The 19,490-nt window shown below is 53.5% G+C and carries 6 protein-coding genes and 1 pseudogene; 5 read left to right on the top strand and 2 right to left on the bottom strand.

The window, feature by feature from the left end; all coding sequences use genetic code 11:
- Positions 1–221: 221 nt before the first annotated feature.
- Positions 222–731 (bottom strand): hypothetical protein, encoded by a 510-nt coding sequence (locus tag ACO6UX_RS14255; RefSeq protein ID WP_422448631.1) that lies wholly within the window; start codon positions 729–731, stop codon positions 222–224.
- Between ACO6UX_RS14255 and ACO6UX_RS14250 the strand changes: the two genes are divergently transcribed.
- The 5 genes and pseudogenes from ACO6UX_RS14250 to ACO6UX_RS14230 all read left to right on the top strand — a co-directional run bounded on the left by ACO6UX_RS14250 (position 715) and on the right by ACO6UX_RS14230 (position 18,429).
- Positions 715–11,184 (top strand): hypothetical protein, encoded by a 10,470-nt coding sequence (locus ACO6UX_RS14250; RefSeq protein ID WP_422448629.1) that lies wholly within the window; start codon positions 715–717, stop codon positions 11,182–11,184. The genes ACO6UX_RS14255 and ACO6UX_RS14250 overlap by 17 nt on opposite strands.
- A complete protein-coding gene (locus ACO6UX_RS14245; protein WP_422448627.1) occupies positions 11,165–11,398 on the top strand; it encodes an IS1-like element transposase in 234 nt (77 codons plus the stop codon). The genes ACO6UX_RS14250 and ACO6UX_RS14245 overlap by 20 nt, the downstream gene beginning before the upstream one ends.
- A gap of 73 nt (positions 11,399–11,471) precedes the next feature.
- Positions 11,472–11,714, top strand: a pseudogene (locus tag ACO6UX_RS14240) (IS1 family transposase); the annotation flags it as partial.
- A gap of 578 nt (positions 11,715–12,292) precedes the next feature.
- Positions 12,293–16,132: a hypothetical protein gene (locus ACO6UX_RS14235; RefSeq protein WP_422448625.1), complete on the top strand. Its 3,840-nt coding sequence runs from the start codon at positions 12,293–12,295 to the stop codon at positions 16,130–16,132.
- A gap of 335 nt (positions 16,133–16,467) precedes the next feature.
- Entirely contained in the window at positions 16,468–18,429 is a 1,962-nt protein-coding gene (locus tag ACO6UX_RS14230) for a bifunctional 2',3'-cyclic-nucleotide 2'-phosphodiesterase/3'-nucleotidase (RefSeq protein ID WP_422448623.1), read from the top strand.
- Positions 18,430–18,495: 66 nt separating this feature from the next.
- On the opposite strand, the gene ACO6UX_RS14225 is transcribed toward ACO6UX_RS14230, so the two are convergent.
- The gene (locus ACO6UX_RS14225) at positions 18,496–19,392 is read right to left on the bottom strand and encodes a hypothetical protein (protein ID WP_422448621.1); all 897 of its coding nucleotides are present in this window, start codon (positions 19,390–19,392) and stop codon (positions 18,496–18,498) included.
- Between the last annotated feature and the right edge of the window lie 98 nt (positions 19,393–19,490).

Genomic DNA, 19,490 nt, shown 5'->3' with positions numbered 1-19,490 from the left:
GATAAAAAATTTCCTCATGATGATGATAAAAAATTTCCTCATGATGATGATAAAAAATTTCCTCATGATCGTGCTAAAACAACCAGCGTGTTTCACTCACGTCAAGTGGCTAATAATAAAAAGACAGGGAAGACGACGATTGTATCGGGTAGCCAGAATCAAACCAGCCATTTGGTTCAGTCTGCCAGTTCTTCAGTCTCACTCAGGCAGACAAAGTCAATTCATTCAAGCGCAGCTGTTTCAATAGATAGCGCCACCTCAATCACTGCTTCGGTCAGCATTTCAAATTCGGCAAACGCTTCAACATCATCTGCAAGTACAGCGGGTTCAATAAATAGCGCCACCTCAATCACTGCTTCGGTCAGCATTTCAAATTCGGCAAACGCTTCAACATCATTTGAAAGCGCAGCTGGTTCAATAAATAGCGAAACCTCAACAACCACTTCGGCCAGCAGTTCAAAGTCAGTAAAAGCTTCAACATCATTTGAAAGCACAGCGGGTTCAATAAATAGCGCAACCTCAACAACCACTTCGGCCAGCCATTCAAATTCGGCAAACGATTCAACATCTGCCAGCGCAGGCAGCATACACACGGCAACGGCCACTAAGTCGGAGGCAATGAAGGGTAGTGTCTCTGATAATGCTGCTTCGGCAACGTCCGCTAACAGTCCATCTGTGAACAGCGAATCAGGCTCGGTACAGGCGTCGGCGTCGGTGTTAACAGCAATCACCAGTGCATACCTGGCAACATCCAGTCTGACCAGATCCCCAGTCACTACTCAGGGTAGATCCAGCAGTGATTACAAGACTGCTGTGAGTTCATCAGACAGTTCATCAGAGTCCATTAAACATACCGCTACTGCCCACGATGTAGCAGGCTCAGTCAAAACGACGGACTCCGTTTTTACGACAACCGGAGCTCATCGGCCAGCCAGCCAGTCCGGCTCAGTCAGCAATCCCCTGGCAGCCAGCGTCTCCACCCGCCCCCATGCTTCTGGCTCAGCAGGGCCTTCCGCCACAAGTGTGAGTATCAATGATGTGAGTGAAATCGGTGAACATTCGGCAACGTCCATGGGGTTATCCGGCTCGGTGAAGAGTGCCGCCTCTACCCATGCAACGGGTATGCATTCATTGCCTTCGCTGCACAGTTCGGCAACTGCCATGAATGCCACCACGGTTTTCCCAGCCCGGTCCAGCCTGACCGGTTTCGGCAAGGGCGCTGTTGCTGCCAATGCATCAGCAACGTCAACAACAGCCAATCCCGGTTCTGTTTCGGTTTGTGCCAGCACGATTGGTATGAAGACAACGTCGTTTAATTATGCAAGCCCGACTGTTCAGGATTCTGCTTCTGCAAGCATTGCCACCGCCCCGATACTACTACCGGCCAGCACTCCCTCACTGGTTAACACCCTGCCACCCTGGACTGACAGTATTATCCCGGCACATTCATTTGGCGGCATCACCGACATCGCGCCCACCAGGACCACCGTAGCCCCGTCCAGTTCGCTGGCCACTACCAATTTAACACTGGAGCAGCAACTGACCACCATAGTGGACGACATGGGCAAATCAACCAATCTTGGCATGTACGAAAATGACCTGGTTTATTTTCAACAACTGTTTCCGGCCCTTAACTTCACGGAATTAGTCACCTTTGTTAAGGACAGTGCCAGGGATTTTGCCGGATATATGCTGCTCAAAGGCATTGAAGCCTTCGCCAAAACGATCAATGGCACTTTCCCTGATGCCACTCGTCACTATTTGGATATCGTAGCAGCCGGGGTGGATGACATTATCCATGAGTTCAACACCACAATCGCGCCTGCCCAGAATACTAGCTCAACGACAGTAGCCCATCACCATCGTTCAAAAAGAATGATCCTTTCGGAGCAGGATTTCTTAAGCAAAATCAGGCTGCTGATAGGGGCTGAAGGTGTACTTGCCAGAGACAACAAGGTCCCGCAACTGTTGGAGTTTTTACGGGGTTTTTCAGCAATGCGCAATGAATTTACCCTTACGATGCAGCGTGGCGTTGCGGCAGGCCCAGATGCAATAGCTCTTACCAATCAACTCCGGCAGCCGCCGGAGATGGCCAATTATTTGCGGCAATATGAGAACGAGGTCTTTGATTTAATAGGGAATCAAGACTTTCAGGCACTTGGCAGATTAGCGTTTAAAGTTAACACCCTCTCATATTTTAACGTTTTTGCTCCGCCACGACAGAGAGACATGATGCAATCGCTCAGGCTCCTTGTTCGTACCATGATTCACCGTCTCGAACAGATATCTCTGGGGACCACCAATCCGTCAACTATGACGCATATGGCTTATCTCACACTTTTCTGTGTAATCTGGAACCCTTTGCGATTAATGATGCGTGATCAGCAGTTAGCTGAAGGCATTTGTCAGTCGGATGTAGTTTCATTGACCGTTGCCAGCCAGTTGGGAATTTCTGTTAGCAGCTCATTAAATACTCTGGTCAATGCTATTTTCCTGGGTACCGGATATGCTCGATTACCCGCTCTTGTCAGGACGATCCTACAGGAAATTGCGAGTAAAAATAGTATATCTTCCCCCGTAAGTTTATGGCGTAGCCTGGGCCTGAAAAGAGACAGTCATTACCTTGATAAAATTGGCCAGAAAGTTGAGCAATTTGGGTTTAGAGTCTATGGTGGAGAACCATTTCTTACAATCCGGTCAATGCTGTCAAAGATGGTTGCAGCGTTCAATGCGAAGGCAACTCAGTTACCGGCAGGGGCAGATGCTAATGTTCTGTTTACCATCTCCCCCCGTACCTCACATGTCATATTTGCAAAAATACAAAGAGTGAATAATCAACTATCTCTGACCACTGCTGATTCCGACGGCTATTTGCTTATAGCCAGCGCCGATTCAATGGATCAGTTGGTCGCAAGGGCCATGAACGTACTGAGACCGCTGGCTCAGCGATACGGCCTTGGATTGACTCAGTCAGGGCAGATTGCCAACGGAAGAGGTATCGGGCATCTTTATCAACCCACCGACGCAGAAATAACCGAGTTGGCTGACCTGGCTCCCATTCCTACCTCGTCCTTAACGTTAAAACAGATCCTGACCAAGCCGGTAACGGAACTTGAAGCCCTCGACAAAGCGGCCACGAAGGCACTGGCCAAAGAATACATTAACAAGGTGACCAGTGCAGCGGGGCTTGACAAACTGAAATTAAGCCAGAAACTGACTGAACAGGACCTGCTCCCTTCACCCTCAAGCCTTCAGGTAACCACAGCCGATTCACTGATTATGCAAATGCGGGAAGTGATCAGTGTGCTTGACGACGCTCTGGCCAATAATACCCCGGTACCGGAAGCCATCAAAAAGCTGAATGCTCACATTATGGCCAAAACCAGTCAAAGCCTGCTTGCCCGGGCCAAAGCGACCGCTGGAGAACAGCCGGACCCTGTACCTGGTCCTTCCGGGGTGGCTCAGGGCGTGTCCAGCCTGGACGACTTTCAATATTCGATGCAGATGATGGTGTTGCAGGATGCCATCAATGCTATTGCCCCGGAGGTTCCCGGAGCGGCGCTGTTGGCTCACCCAGCCGCTGGTGCGGTTCCCCAATCGTCGGGTGGCCAGCCTTCCGGTGGCACCGATCAAGGTTTAAGTGTGGGAACCAAGGCCGGAATCGCGATTGGTAGCGTCGGCGGAACATTAGGTTCGGTGGCTAGCGGCGCATTTATAAAAAGACTGGCCTCGAACGGGGGCGATGCGGCGGCGGAAGATGTCGGGGTCCGCATTGGGGAAAGTGCAGCAGAGGAGTTTGTGCCAGAGACCGAGGTTTTGAAATCCCTGGGTGATGGGCTCAAAACTTCTGTTGAGGATTTGATGGCCAAGGCACCCGCCCCGCCACATCATGAACCCGGCGGCGAAGACTGGGCCCATATCCGCACTCGTGGCAAAGGCAGCAAAGGCAAAATAAAAGAACCCGCGTGTCGACGTAAAAGAGCCCTGGCCGGGGCTGGCATGGGCGGTTGTGCCGCCGATGAGTTGTATGAAAAGGCAGTAAAAAGGATAGTTGCAGAAGGCGTTGTTGGATTCTCTGCACCCGCCCTGATGGCCGGTTTTGCTGAAACACTGGCTGTTGGACTCCTGACCCCGGAATTACTTATGATCATTGCTGCGGCCGTGGCAGCCGGCGTTGCCGGCTGGGTAGGTTATGAAATCTACGAACTTGTAGAAGATGGGAAGAAGAAGGGAGGCGGGGGTGATAGTGATGATGATTCATCTGACAATGACAACTCCGGTCATCATCACTCATCCGGAGGCAGTGGTAACAGAGGAACCACGCCCACCAGTGGATTGTTAACGACCGGCCAGCCGCCCGTCACAGGCCTGCAACCTGCCACGGACAGGCCGGGCAGCAATCCCGGAGTGGTTGCTGACAACAGTAGCCCTGTTGTTGCGATCGCATCGGCAACCGGCACACAGGCGGTGGTGTCTTCTGACGTGCATGCATTGGCCACCATCGTGCCGGAGACCAGCACCCCGCAGCCACTGGCATCGACCAGCGTATCAACCACGGCTGTAACCGTGACAGAACAGGCTGACATTACCCCTGCAATGGCATCTGCTGCCATGGATCGTGCAACCAGTGAAGCCGGACTGCTAACGTCCTTAGCGGTATCTGAGGGCAGTTCCAGCCATGTACCACCGGACGCCTCAAAAGCATTGTTATCGACGGCTTTATGGCCGCATACCGCTGCACCTGTGCTGGCACCCGGATTGAGTTCGTCGGCCAGCACTACTATTGAGGCTGCACCACGCCAGTCAGAGAGCACCCGTGCTCAGGCACTATCTGCCAATACCACAGCTCCAATTGGAGCAGAGTCAAGTTTGTCGTTTAATACTATCACGGCGTCGTTGAGTTCGTCAGAGACGGCAAGTAGACAGGCAGTGTCGTCCAGTATCATCACTTTAGCCTCATCCAAGTCTGGTTCGTTCGCTAATGCTACAGAGGGTTCATTAAGCCCGTCCGGAACGGTAAACACTCAGGCATTGTCATCCAGCACGATGGCCCGGATTTCGCCGGAAATGAGTCCGTCAATGAATACTACTGAGGCATCACTGAACCCATCAGGCATGGCAGGCACCCAGAGGTTATCATCCAGCACCACGGAGCTGTTCTCTCCAGAGCTGGGTTCGTCGATGAATACCACCGATGTGTCACTCACTCCATCAGGGATGGCAGGCACCCAGACGTTATCATCCAGTACCACGGCTGCGTTTTCTCCAGAGTTGAGTTCGTCGATGAATACTACCGATGTGTCGGTGACTCCGTCAGGCATGGCAGGCACTCAGAGGTTATCATCCAGTGCCACGGCTGCGTTCTCTCCAGAGTTGAGTTCGTCGATGAATACTACCGATGTGTCGGTGACTCCGTCAGGCATGGCAAGCACACAGACATTGTCATCCAACACTACGGCTCCGTTCTCACCGGAACTGAGTTCGTCGATGAATACCACCGATGTGTCAATGACTCCGTCAGGGATGGCAAGCACTCAAACATTGTCATCCAACACCACGGCTCCGTTCTCACCAGAGCTGAGTTCGTCGATGAATACCACCGATGTGTCAATGACCCCATCCGGGATGGCAAGCACACAGGCCTTGTCATCCAACACTACGGCTTCGTTCTCACCGGAATTGAGTTCGTCGATGAATACCACCGATGTGTCAATGACGCCATCCGGGATGGCAAGCACACAGGCCTTGTCATCCAACACCACGGCTGCGTTCTCTCCAGAGCTGAGTTCAACGATGAATACCACCGATGTGTCAATGACCCCATCCGGGATGGCAAGCACTCAGGCCTTGTCATCCAACACCACGGCTCCGTTCTCACCCGAACTGAGTTCGTCGATGAATACCACCGATGTGTCGGTGACTCCGTCAGGCATGGCAAGCACACAGGCCTTGTCATCCAACACCACGGCTCAGTTCCCACCCGAGCTGAGTTCGTCGATGAATACCACCGATGTGTCAATGACCCCATCCGGGATGGCAAGCACTCAGGCACTGTCATCCAACACTACGGCTCCGTTCTCACCGGAATTGAGTTCGTCGGTGAATACCACCGATGTGTCAATGACCCCATCCGGGATGGCAAGCACTCAGGCCTTGTCATCCAACACTACGGCTCCGTTCTCACCAGAGCTGAGTTCGTCGATTGATGCCACCGGGGCATCAGAAGACTTATCAGAGATTACGAAAGAACCGTCAACATCGCTAAAAACAGCGTTGTCTGCCGCACAAAACACCTCTGGCGCCACACGCCCATCGCCCTCTGCCGCAGATGATGCTGAAACCGACACCGCCCGGGCGGTATCCAGTTCACAGCCATCGACTTCACAGCCAACGACTTCACAGCCAACGACTTCACAGCCAACGACTTCACAGCCAACCACTGCGCAGCCATCCACTTCACAGCCATCCACTTCACCACTACCCACATCCACTTCCCAAACACCAACAGCTCACCTTGAGGCGACCCCGTCTGAGGCGACCCCGTCGGCCATTAACGATCGTACTGACGCTGAGTCATCGTCGCCAACGATCGTACCGGATAAAACCACTCAACCGGTTGCGACCCCCACCGCCTCCGTCACCGACAGCCACCCGCCGCAGGTAGGCCCGCAGGGCAAAAAACTGCTGAAACTTTATGCGGACCGGGGCCAGGCGATCCATGACCGCTATATGTGGCAGATCAACGACTTCCAAAATAACAATGTCCGGGCGCTGCAGGCCATCTGGGACTTTGGTGAAGAGATAACCATCAACGACCGGATCTATCTGAAATGGCCCCTTGAACGGCTGGTGTGTTGCGCCCACGGCCTGCGGGCCATGGACAAACTGCTCCGGGATAACTTCCTGTCCATCAGCAGCCTTGCCCAGCAATGCATCAGCTATGATGCCAGCCGTGGCCTGACCATGAACCCGCAAGCTCCCGGGGAAAACCCGGCCAGGGAGATCATCGTTGATAACCTGGCCAACCGCTTCCTGACTATGTACTCACGGCTGGCACAAGCGCGCTCCCAGATGATCCTGGCCACCGGGTTTGCCATGGCAGAGACCGGCGAGGCCGGGCTTTTCCGGGGATTCAATGCCCAGGGCATGGATAACATGGTCAATGCCCTGTTGCGTGATGCCTCCGGGGTGTCCGCACCGTTCCGGGAGGTTCTGGAGGGGGTTGCGGACTATCTGGACAGGCAGATCACGGAGGAGCGCCTCAACGATGGTAACGTTCTGCGCACCCCCGGGCCGGATGAACAACTGATGTCGGTGATACACAATGCCACCGTCGCCGATCATGAGTTCACCTTGCCGTCGGGCTGGCTGGAACCCGGGGATCTGGTTGCCACCAACCGGATCATCCGAGGTGAGCAGGCCCGTTTCCTTGCCAACATGGGGGTATACAGAGACTGGAATCGCTTCCCGGTTGATTACCGGAAGATCTTCCAGAACCCCACAGATTATGATGCCGTGTTCCCGAATGACGACACCGTTCCCTGCCATTACAGCGAATCGGGACTGGACGACACGTCGGCCCTGGCGCCGCTGCTTTCCCGCCCACCGGCTACGTCACAGTTCACCGTGACTGAGCGGAAACTGCTGAAGGGGTATGTCGGCCAGGCCACGGCAATCTATGCCGACTATGCCCACCAGGCCGAGGCCATAAAGCATCAGAACCGGGAAATTATGGCAGCCATACCCGCCGAGGAGTCAGACTCCATAACCTGGCCGGAAAAACGACAGGTGTGCTGCGTCAACTTGCTGGAGACCCTGGAGAGGCAGTTCCGGGACAGCTTCCTGAACATGACCAGTACCGCGGGGCAGTACCTCCGCTACGAGGAGCAGTCACCCAACGATACAGCGGACCATCGCTCGACCGAAGTGTCGATTATCAAGAATCTGGCCAACCAGTTCCTGAACCTGTATGGGCTTTACAGCGCTGCCCGCTATGACATGGTCAAGGCCACCGGATTCGGGGGCGAGGCGGCAGCGGATGATCGCTTCCGGGGCTACAATGCCGCGGCCGTTGCCGGGGCCGTTACCGGGTTGCTGGCGCGATCAGCAAGGATGTCAGCCCCCATCCGGAAGGTGCTGCGAACGCTTGAGAACGCTCTGGCCCATGACGATCACCGGTATAGTGCCAACGATAGGCGTCCCCCGCAGCCTGATACAGCACTGCAGCGGACGGTGGAAAATGTCCGGGTAGCGGACGATGAGTTTAACTTATCGCCACCCATGCTGGACGCCAGGGATGTGAAGGTGATCAATCGGATAATCCGGGCCGAGCGCAAAGACTACTTCTTAAACACGCGACCACTCAGGGATGAGCGTTTTGTGATGTTCGGCGACGTGTTCGACAATACGGCTGATTTGCAAAATCAATTGTCTGGCGAGCAGCTTCCCTGCCCGACCAGCGAGCAGGGGCTGGCCGACACCTCGGCGCTGAGCGAACTGCTGGAGCGGGCCGCAGACCAGGCTCCCCGAATCACTGCAGAAGGAAAAAAACTGCTGAAACTGTATGCCGACGGTGCCACGCAGTCTTACAGAGCCTATAGCCAGCGCATCAGCAATATCCAGAGTGCCAATACCCGGGCAGTGCAGGACATCAAGGAGAATGATAACACCCTCAGCCACAATGGCCTGGAATACCAGCAATGGTCACTGGCACGACTGGTGTGCTGTGCCCAGGGCCTGCAGACTATGGACCGGGCAATCATGAACACGTTCCAGTGGGACCTCATCCGGGCCGATCGGTGTATTCGTTATGATGCCTCCCGTGGTCTGACCATAGGGCCAGATGCGAGCGGCGAGAATCCCACCCGGGAGGCCATGATTGATGATCTGGTCAACCAGTTCCTGAACATGTATTCACAGTACGGTGAAGCCCGTTTCAATATGATCAAAGCCACCGGGTTCTCCCTGGAGGAGGCGGCAGAATCACCGGTTTTCCGGGGATTTAGCGCCCGGGGCATGGCGACCACGATCAATGATCTGTTGCGTACCACGTCCGGATTGTCCGCACCGCTCCGGGACGTTCTCCGGGGGGTGGCGAACTATCTGGATAACCGGATCACCGGGGATCACCATGACGGCAATAATGATCTGCGCCCGCCACAGACTGATCGTCACCTGTTGCAGATCATCAACGATACCACCGTCGTCGATGATGAGTTCATCTTGCCGCCAGTAATTATGGTTCGTGGCGATATAGACGCTATCAAACAGCTCGTCCAGGCTGAGAAAGTCGACTACCTGGCCAGACTGGGGGAACTGGAAGACCGGGAGCATTTCCCCACTGATTTTATCGATATATTCGAACAGCCCGATGCCTATGCAGAGGTTTTCCTGAAAGGGGAGGTCCCGCAGTGCCATGGTGACTCGCGTAAACGACGCCAGCTGGACAGCCATCGCTCTGGCAAGCCTGTCGCGCCTCCCCGGGATGAGCCAGCTATTGCCAATGACCACCCGGCCACTGCCGGAGCAGCCCGCCACGGGGGGCTGTTGTCGGCGCTGCGTGGTGGCCTGTCCTGGCTGACCGGCAGAGCCACGGCTAACCAACCGGAGGAAGCAGCACCGGAGGTCACTGCCGGGCAAAGCCATCACCGACAGGAGTCGGCCAATGGTGCCGATGACAGGGTGGCCAGCAGAGTCAGGCCGGTGGCGCACAGCGTCAACGACAGTCTGGCTCTGGCCGGGCTGCTGGTGTCCCGGGCAACGGATCGTCCCATCAGACCTGACCAGACGACACTGGCTCATGGTGAGATGCCCCGGACTGATACGGCGGCACAGCCCTTTGACTGCTTACCGGGCATGCAGTTGCTCACAGGCAGCATGCGGGTTGCCCGGCAACTGCGCAGCGAAGTGTCGGCTTTTCTGCAGCAGCTCAACCAGCAGAAAATACAACCGGATGCTGGCTGGCAGGCCGATGACCTGCTGAATATGGCCATCGCTGTGGTAAGCAATGAATCGCAACCGACCAACTGTACCGAAGAGTTTCTGCACGAAGTGTTGTTCTCGCCCAGACTGGGGATTGAACATGAACGCGCCGCCAATATTTTCGACAGCGACGGACGGGTCCGGGGCACCGATGGTGGTGCCATCTTCTTTGGCACCGAGCAAACCAAACCGAGCCAGTCAGGCCCGGCCAGAGATCTTGGCCAGTGCATGCTGAGCGCCATGGCAGACCGTCAACTGGAACAATTGACCACGGCACCTCAGTCGGCTAACTCCGGCCCGTTACTCAGTGCCGCACTGCGCGATGCCATTGTTGACCGGGCCAGCCAGTTTCAGGAACTGCAAAGAAAGGGTATGTCTGCCCAGCATTCGAGGGGCGTGTTCAGCCAGCTGCCAAACTGGCTGAGCGCCAGCAGTGGCAACGACAGTAGCCGTCGCGAGCAGCTGTTGCAACGACTGGAACAACGGCTGACCCCGGTCACCAGCTCAGGGGTAGTCAGGGCGGGTGATACCTGCCTCAGCCAGCTGGAAGCCGGTGATTATGGTTCGGCCCGGGCATCCTTCTTCGCGCTGTCGGACCAGCAACAGCAACAGGCCATCCAGTCACTGACGACGATGCCCGACTGTTTTGGACTGGAACCCCGGTGGGATGATCCGGCTCCCAGAGACAGCCAGAGTGCCTGGCAACGCTTCACCGCCCTGTACGACAGCAAGATGGGGGTCCAGGAAGAGGCCATGAACCGCCTGAAGCTGATGTCGATGGTCAGTGCTGGCAAGGTGACCAGGCAATACGACGAGGCACAACAACTGGTGGCACACATTGTTGACCTGCTGCCAACCCGGGACAATGCCAGCCAGCGATCCTGCCAGGAGGCAGCAGAGTGCACACAGCCAGAAGAGTGCGCACAGCCGCCAGTGTTCCAGCAGCACCAGTACGACCAGGGCACAATAACCGATATGCTCAGTGCTTATAAAACCATAAAGGCGGAAGTCGCCGAGCAGTTGCCACAGTATTTTATCAACCACACACTGGATAGTGACCTGCAAGAAGAGATCATTACCCAGGTGGCGCTGGGCAGTTTGGGGTCACTGAATGGCAAGGCAGTACCTGCCGGGCAACGAGAGGCGGAAATAGCGGCGCGGCTGCAAACCGAAGTGGAGGAGTTTGTTCAGACTGCGGTTTAACGAAGGTATTCCACGTTGTTGTAATGATGAATGTGGAACCAAAGCCTTTATACCTGAATATCGCTATAAAGCTTACGAGCCTGGTATTAAAAAACAGGTTGCCGAAATGGCAATTAATGGAAGTGGTATTAGAGATACAAGCAGGGTTTTGGGAATCAATAAAAAAACAGTAATAAATACATTTAAAAAAAGAAAAAGGCTTATTCCAAGTTAATCCTGGCATTTTATACGGATGATTGGGAAGCCTGTGAGCGTCATCTCGATGAAAATACGCATCGCATTTAGTTGGAAAGAAAAATGCTCAAAAAATAGAGCGTAAAATTTTGAATTTCATAACCTGGATCAAGCGTTTAGCCAGAAAGACAATATGTTTTTCAAAATTAGAGAGAATGCATGATATCGTCGTACGAATTTTAAACCAGTTTAAGCTGGATAAACTGTTTGATACTAAGGTTTTCCTGATATTGCATCGACATGGAGCAAGGCGTGATCAGTGGCATCGAAATTGTCAAACCACCCGTTCAAATTAAATAACAGAAATAACAGAAAAGATGTATCTCGTTGTGTCTCAAGATGGGGTTGAATATTAATCAGCCGCTCAAATACTAAAAACGACAATAATCAACAATCCTTATTTGTCACCCTTGGACTGTATACTTTTTTTCTCTCAAATATTTGCAAACTACATAAAGTTAGATATTTTTCCACTAAATCTGAAAGAATATAAGTCAACTGACGGGTTAATTAAGCCATGCATGTTCAAGTTTCGATTAAACCAACTGAGCTAACCAATCACCATTCAGGTTTTCCTGATATAGATGTTCCTGATCGTGCTGATAAAACCAGTGCGTTTCACTCACGGCAGGTGACTAATAATAAAAAGACAGGGACGACGACCCTTAATAAACTGAGTAGCCAGGATCAAACCAGCCATTTGATTCAGCCTGCCAGATCTTCAGACTTGTTTAGTCGGACAAAGTCAATTCATTCAAGCACAGCTGCAATAATGGCAGACACTCAGGCATCGTCATCCAGCACTTTGGCTCGGATCTCACTGGAAATTAGTTCGTCGATTAAGACCACCGAGGCATCAGCAGGCTTATCAGAGATGACGAAAGAACCGTCAACATCGCTAAAAATAGCTTCGTCGTCTACCGCACAAACCACTTCCACCGCAACACTCCCATCACCGTCTGCCACCGACGGTGCTGAAACCGACACCTCCCGGCATATGGCCGTATCCAGTACGCCTGCCGAGCCGGTTGCGACCTCCTCCTCCCCAGGCACTGAAAGCCTCCAGGAACAGGTTGGTCCACAGGACAGAAAGCGGTTGAAACGGTATGCGGACCTTGGACAGCCGCCGCTGCCTTCCGGTTCTCATACGCCGCACTTCACCCCGACCCAGCGGAAACTGCTGAAGGGGTATTCCGACCAGACCAAGGCAATCTATGACAGTTATGACCGTCAGGCCGGTGACATAAAGCAGCAGAATCGGCAGATTATGGCAGCCATACCAGCGGTGGATTCAGACTCAATTACCTGGCCGCAAAAACGACAAGTGTGCTGCGTCAACTTGCTGGAGACACTGGAAAGGCAGTTCCGGGACAGCTTCCTTAACATGAGCAGTACTGCGGAGCAGTACCTCAGCTACAAGAAGGAGTCACCCAACCATACGGGACCGATCAGGCTCTTGCCCGAAGCGCCAATCATCAATAATCTGGCCAACCAGTTCCGGAACCTGTATGGGCTCTACAGCGCTGCCCGTTATGACATGGTCAATGCCACCGGATTCGGGGGCGAGGCGGCAGCGGATGATCGCTTCCGGGGGTACAATGCCGGGGCCATTGTCGAGGCCCTTGCCGGGTTGCTGGTGAGATCGGCGTGGAGATCGGGAAGGATGATGTCAAACCCCATCCGGAAGGTGCTGCTGACGCTTGAGAGCACTCTGACTCATGATGGTCACTGGCACCGGGATGGTGCCAACGATATGCGCCCCCCGCAGCCTGATACGGCATTGCAGAGGATAGTGGGAAATGTTCGGGTAGGGAACGATCAGTTTAACTTGTCGCTACCCATGCTGAACCCCAGGGATGTGGCGGTGATCGATAAAATCATCCTGGCCGAGCGCGATGCCTACTTCTGTAACACGCGACCACTCAGGGATGAGCGTTTCGCGATGTTCAGAGACGTGTTTGACAATACGACTGATGTGCAAAATCAATTGTATGGCGAGCAGCTTCCCTGCCCGACCAGCGAGCAGGGGCTGGCCGACACTTCGGCGCTGAGCGAACTGCTGGAGCGGGCTGCAAACCAGGCCCCCCGAATCACTGTAGCAGGGAAAAAACTGCTGAAACTGTATGCCGACCGTGCCACGCAGGCCTACCATGCCTTTAGCCAGCGCATCAGCAATATCGAGAGGGCCAATACCCGGGCAGTGCAGGACATCGAGGAGAGTGATAACACCCTCATCCACAATGGCTGGATATACCAGCAATGGTCGCTGGAACGACTGGTGTGCTGTGCTCAGGGCCTGCAGACTATAGAACGGGCACTCATGAGCACGTTCGAGAGGCTCCTCATCCGGGTCGATCGGTGTATTCGGTATGATGCCTCTCATAGCCTGACCATGGGGCCAAATACGAGCGGCGAGAATCCCACCCGGGAGGCCATGATCGATGATCTGGTCAACCAGTTCCTGAACATGTATTCACAGTACGGTGCAGCCCGTTTCAATATGATCAAAGCCACCGGGTTCCCCCTGGAGGAGGCGGCAGAGTCGCCGGTTTTCCAGGGATTTAACGCCCAGGGCATGGTTGCCACGGTCAATGGTTTGTTCAGTGCCACGTTCGGGTTGTCCACAACGTTCCGGGACGTTCTCCAGGGGCTGGCGAACTATCTGGATAACCATGACGACGATAATGATCTGCGCCCGCCACAGGTTGATCGTCACCTGTTGCAGATCATCGGCAATACCACCGTCGCCGATGATGAGTTCACCTTGCCGCCCGCAGTGGTGGCTAATGGCGATATGAACGCTGTCAACCAGCTCGTCCAGATTGAGAAAGCCGACTACCTGGCCAATCTGGGGGGACTGGAAAACCGGGAGCGTTTCCCCACTGATTTTGTCGATATATTCGAAGAGCCCGATGCCTATGCGGAGGTTTTCCTGGAAGGGGAGATCCCGCAGTGCCATGGTGACTCGCGCAAACGTCGCCAGCTGGACAGCCATCTCTCCGGCAAGCCTGTCGGCAAGTCGGCACCTCCCCGGGATGAGCCAGCTATTGACAATGACCACCGTGCCCCGGCCACTGCCGGAGCCGCCCGCCACGGGGGGCTGTTGTCGGCGCTGCGTGGTGGCCTGTCCTGGCTGACCGGTAGCACCAGAGCCACGGCTAACCAACCGCAGGGAGCACCGGAGGTCACTACCGGGCTAAGCCATCATCGGCAGGAGTCGGCCAATGGTGCCGATGGCAAGGTGGCCAGCAGAGTCAGGCCGGTGGCGCACAGCGTTGACGACAGCTTGGCTCTGGCCGGGCTGTTGGTATCCCGGGCAGCGGATCGTCCCATCGGACCTGTCCATACGACACTGGCTCATGGTGAGATGCCCCTGACTGATACGGAGGCACAGCCCTTTGACTGCTTACCGGGCATGCAGCTGCTCATAGGCAGCATGCGGGTTGCCCGGCAACTGCGTAGCGAAGTGTCGGCTTTTCTGCAGCAGCTCAACCAGCAGAAAATACAACCGGATGTTGGCTGGCAGGCCGATGATCTGCTGAATATGGCCATCGCTTTGGTAAGCAATGAGGCGCAACCGACCAGCTGCACCGAGGAGTTTCTGCTCGAAGTGTTGTTCTCGCCCAGACTGGGGGTTGAACATGAGCGCGCCGCCAATATTTTCGACAGCGGCGGACGGGTTCGGGGCACCGGTGGCGGTGCCATCTTCTTTGGCGGGGAGCAAACCCGGCCGTGCCAGTCAGGCCCGGCCAGAGATCTTGGCCAGTGCATGCTGAACGCCATGGCAGACCGTCAACTGGAACAAATGACCACGGCACCTGCGTCGGCTGACTCCGGCCCGTTACTCAGTGGCGCACTGCGCGATGCCATTGTTGACCGGGCCAGCCAGTTTCAGGAACTGCAAAGAGGGGCTGTGTTTGCCCAGCATTCGAGGGGATTGTTCAGCCAGCTGCCAGACTGGCTGGGCACCAGCAGTGGCAACTACAGCAGCCGCCGCGATCAGCTGTTCCAGCGACTGGAACAACGGCTGACCCCGGTTACAAGCCCGGGGGCTGTTCAGGCGAGTAATACCTGCCTCAGCCAGCTGGAAGCGGGTGATTATGGCTCGGCCCGGGCATCCTTCTTCGCGCTGTCGGACCAGCAGCAGCAACAGGCCATCCAGTCACTGACAAGGATGCCGGACTGTTTTGGACTGGAACCCCGGTGGGATGATCCGGCTCCCAGAGACAGTCAGAGTGCCTGGCAGCGCTTCACCATCCTGTACGACAGCAAGATGGGGGTTCAGGAAGAGGCCATGAACCGCTTGAAGCTGATGTCGATGGTCAGTGCTGGCGAGGTGACCAGGCAATACGACGAGGCGCAACAACTGGTGGCACAAATTGTTGATCTGCTGCCAACCCGGGACAATGCCAGTCAGCGATCCTGCCAGGAGGCAGCAGAGTGCGCACAGCCGCCAGTGTTCCAGCAGCACCAGTACGACCAGGGCACAATAACCGATATGCTCAGTGCTTATAAAACCATTAAGGCGGAAGTCGCCGAGCAGTTGCCACAGTATTTTATCAACCAGAATCTGGATAGTGACCTGCAAGAAGAGATCATTACCCAGGTGGCGCTGGGCAGTTTGGGGTCACTGAATGGCAAGGCAGTACCTGACTGGCAACGACAGGCGGAAATAGCGGCGCGGCTGCAAACCGAAGTGGAGGAGTTTGTTTAGACTGCGGTTTAATGAAGGGTTGTTAAGCTCGTTGGCTGCTGGCTGCTGGCTGCAAAAGTACAAGGGGCCTGCCTTTTTCGGGCAGCGGGAAGCGGGCAGCGCTTACTGAAATGTCGAAGTTATTAAATGACAGTTCCTAAGTACAAATTACTAACTGGTTTAAGCTGGATGAAATGTTTGATTCCAGGGCTCTTTCTGCAACATCCTCTGATCGGGAAAAACCTGCAAATCCTGATAGATACTCAAAGTAAAGCTGCTGTACTATACGTTTTTTGTAATTTGGTGATACGACAGTTCACCGTCTTACTCAGCAATCATTGAATGAAAGGTTTTGCATGTACTTTCGACGTTCCCCTGTTTCCATGACTGTCTTTGCTGCCCTGGTTTCTGTCAGTGGTCTGACCTCCGCTGCTACGATTGACCTCCGGGTTGTTGAAACAACCGACCTTCACGCCAATGTCATGGATTTTGATTATTACAAGGGCAAGCCCACCGAACAGTTTGGACTTGCCCGTGTCGCAACACTGGTCAAACAGGCCCGTGCCGAAGTTGAAAACAGTGTTCTGGTAGACAATGGCGATCTGTTGCAGGGCTCGCCAATGGGCGATTACATGGCCGACAAAGGCCTTGAGCAAGGGGATATGCACCCGGTCTACAAAGCCATGAACCTGCTCGACTATGACGTAGGCAATATTGGTAACCACGAGTTCAATTACGGTCTGGACTTTCTGAATGAAGCCATTAATGATGCCCGCTTCCCCTATATAAGCGCTAACGTGGTGGATGCCAAAACCGGCAAAAACCTCTACCAGCCTTATCTCATCAAGAGCCAGCAGTTTAAGGATTCCGATGGCAAGCTGCAGACCGTTAAGGTTGGCTACATCGGTTTTGTACCACCACAGATCATGCAGTGGGACCGTAAACATCTCGAAGGAAAAGTGGTCGCTTTCGACATTGTTGAGTCTGCAAAAAAGTTCGTTCCACAAATGAAAGCCGAAGGTGCTGATATTATCATTGCCATTCCACACTCCGGCATGAGCAGCGAGCCCTACAAAGCCATGGCGGAAAACTCCACCTACTACCTTTCTCAGGTAGAAGGCATTGATGCCCTCATGTTTGGCCACTCCCACGCCGTTTTTCCGGCAGAGGCTTATGCTGAGATCCCCGGCGTAGATGTGGAAAAAGGGACGATCAACGGCGTACCCGCGGTTATGCCAGGTCGCTGGGGCAGCCATCTGGGGCTGGTTGATTTGAAACTGGACAACCGCAGTGGCAAATGGGAAGTGGTTGATGCCAGGGCAACCACACGCGCTATTTTTAATACCAGGACCAATACCTCCAAGGCTAAGTCTTACAGGGACATAGTTAACATCATCAAAAAAGAGCACCTGGGCACCCTGGAATTTGTTAACCAGCCTATTGGCAAGGCTTCTGATCAGATGTACAGCTATCTGGCACTGGTGCAGGACGACCCCACCGTGCAGATCGTGAACAATGCGCAGATAGATTACGTTGAGCGCTTTATCCAGGGCGATCCTGATCTGGAAGGTATTCCTGTTATCTCCGCTGCTGCCCCTTTCAAAGCCGGTGGTCGTAAAAATGATCCGGCTGGCTACACCGAGGTGGAAGCAGGCACCCTGACCTTCCGTAATGCTGCCGACCTGTACCTCTATCCCAATACACTGGTTGCTCTGAAAGTCACCGGAAAAGAGGTGAAAAACTGGCTGGAGCGCTCCGCAGGTCAGTTCAATCAGATCAATCCTGAAAGTACCGAGCCACAACCGCTGCTGAACTGGGATGGTTTCCAGACCTACAACTTTGACGTGATGGATGGGGTTGATTATCAGATTGATGTGACCCAGCCCGCCCGTTTTGATGCAAACGGTATTCAGGTAAACGACTCTCACCGTATCATCAACCTGACTTACCAGGGTAAGCCGGTGAAAGCGGACCAGGCATTTATTATTGCTACCAATAACTATCGCGCTTATGGCGGTGGTAACTTTGCCGGAACGGGGGATAAGTTTGTCGCGTTTGCTTCTCCTGATGAAAACCGTACGGTTCTTTCTGCGTATATTACGGCTCAGACCAAAAAGAACGGTCAGGTGATACCAGGTGCTGACAACAACTGGCGTCTGGCACCCATCAGGTCAGACAAAAAACTGAACATTACCTTTGAAACCGGTAACTCCAAAAGCGCAGAAAGTTTCATTGCAAAACGGGCAGCTTATCCCTTGCAAAAGCAGGGGCAGGATGAAACAGGTTTTGCGGTGTACCAGATTGATCTGAGCAACTGACACTCCCCGCACTCCCGGCCCTGCCGGGCGTGTTTTCGCTCAATAACGTAATAGCAATTCCACCTTCTAAACATGAACTTCGCAGCCATTTTGAACAGCTGTATCTTTGCCAAGCTTCCTTTTGTACTCATTGTACTCAGCGCTGCGTTTCCTGACGGGCCTGGCGAAATCGGGATCATTCTGGTAGCGCTCTTTTTGGCGCGCCCTTTGGCTTGTCCTTTTGCGCTCGGCGAAATCAGGATCATTCTGGTAGCGCTTCCTTTGGTGCTCCCTGTTGCGCTCCCTTTCGCGCTCGGCGTAAGCGGGATCTTTGCGAAGCTTTCTCATGCTCTCCCTATGGCGCTCCCTTTTGCTCTGCCTTTGGCGCTCAATCATTGAAGAGTGATCATCAACAATTTCTGTTGCCTGGGTCGTTTGGTTATCACTTGTAGTTTGGTTCAGGTTTAGCGGGCTAACTACAGTATATGATCGTAAATATTGTGGTTTAGAGAGTAAGTCAGGAAGATTAGTTAATGGATAATCTGGATTCGAATGGCTCGCTGGTGTTGGCTCCCTAATTTCAGGATCACTCCCTGATAAGCATATCTGCTGAATAAGAGGAATTTTTGGTCTTGATGATGGTTCATCGGGTTTATCAGGTTTCCAGGGTACATATTCATCAAGAACTGATTGTGGTATTTCAGGAATACCAGTGCAAAAACAGTCTGCTGTCTCTAAAAGTGTTAGAGGTTTAATGTTATGTTTAATCAATGAATTAACAGGATCAGCGTTATTTTTGGCTATATCTGAATGGTTATGGTAAACAGGAAAAGAAGTATCCAGCGTCTGTACAGACATTCCTTGATATGTCGGGGATTGTTCGCTGGCATCAAATCGATATGTTTGTTCTATTAAATCTAATGAGTCGGAACAAAGTTCGTCAAAAGCAAGATCGGATAAAGGTAAGCTACTAAAGAAATCCATTGAATTACTGGATTGTTGAATTGTTGAATTACAGCTTAAGACTACTCTTTCTTATAAAAGTTCCTTCCTAACACAAAACATTCAATATTTCAGTGAAA

The organism is Endozoicomonas sp. ALB091, from assembly GCF_049310265.1.
Taxonomy (GTDB): Bacteria; Pseudomonadota; Gammaproteobacteria; order Pseudomonadales; family Endozoicomonadaceae; genus Endozoicomonas.
This window is presented reverse-complemented; position numbering and strand designations above follow the sequence as displayed.

Excerpts from the sequence above, each read along its gene's own strand:
- ACO6UX_RS14230 (WP_422448623.1), top strand. The coding sequence starts at position 16,468 with ATGTACTTTCGACGTTCCCCTGTTTCCATGACTGTCTTTGCTGCCCTG.
- ACO6UX_RS14225 (WP_422448621.1), bottom strand. The coding sequence starts at position 19,392 with ATGGATTTCTTTAGTAGCTTACCTTTATCCGATCTTGCTTTTGACGAA.
- ACO6UX_RS14235 (WP_422448625.1), top strand. The coding sequence starts at position 12,293 with ATGACGAAAGAACCGTCAACATCGCTAAAAATAGCTTCGTCGTCTACC.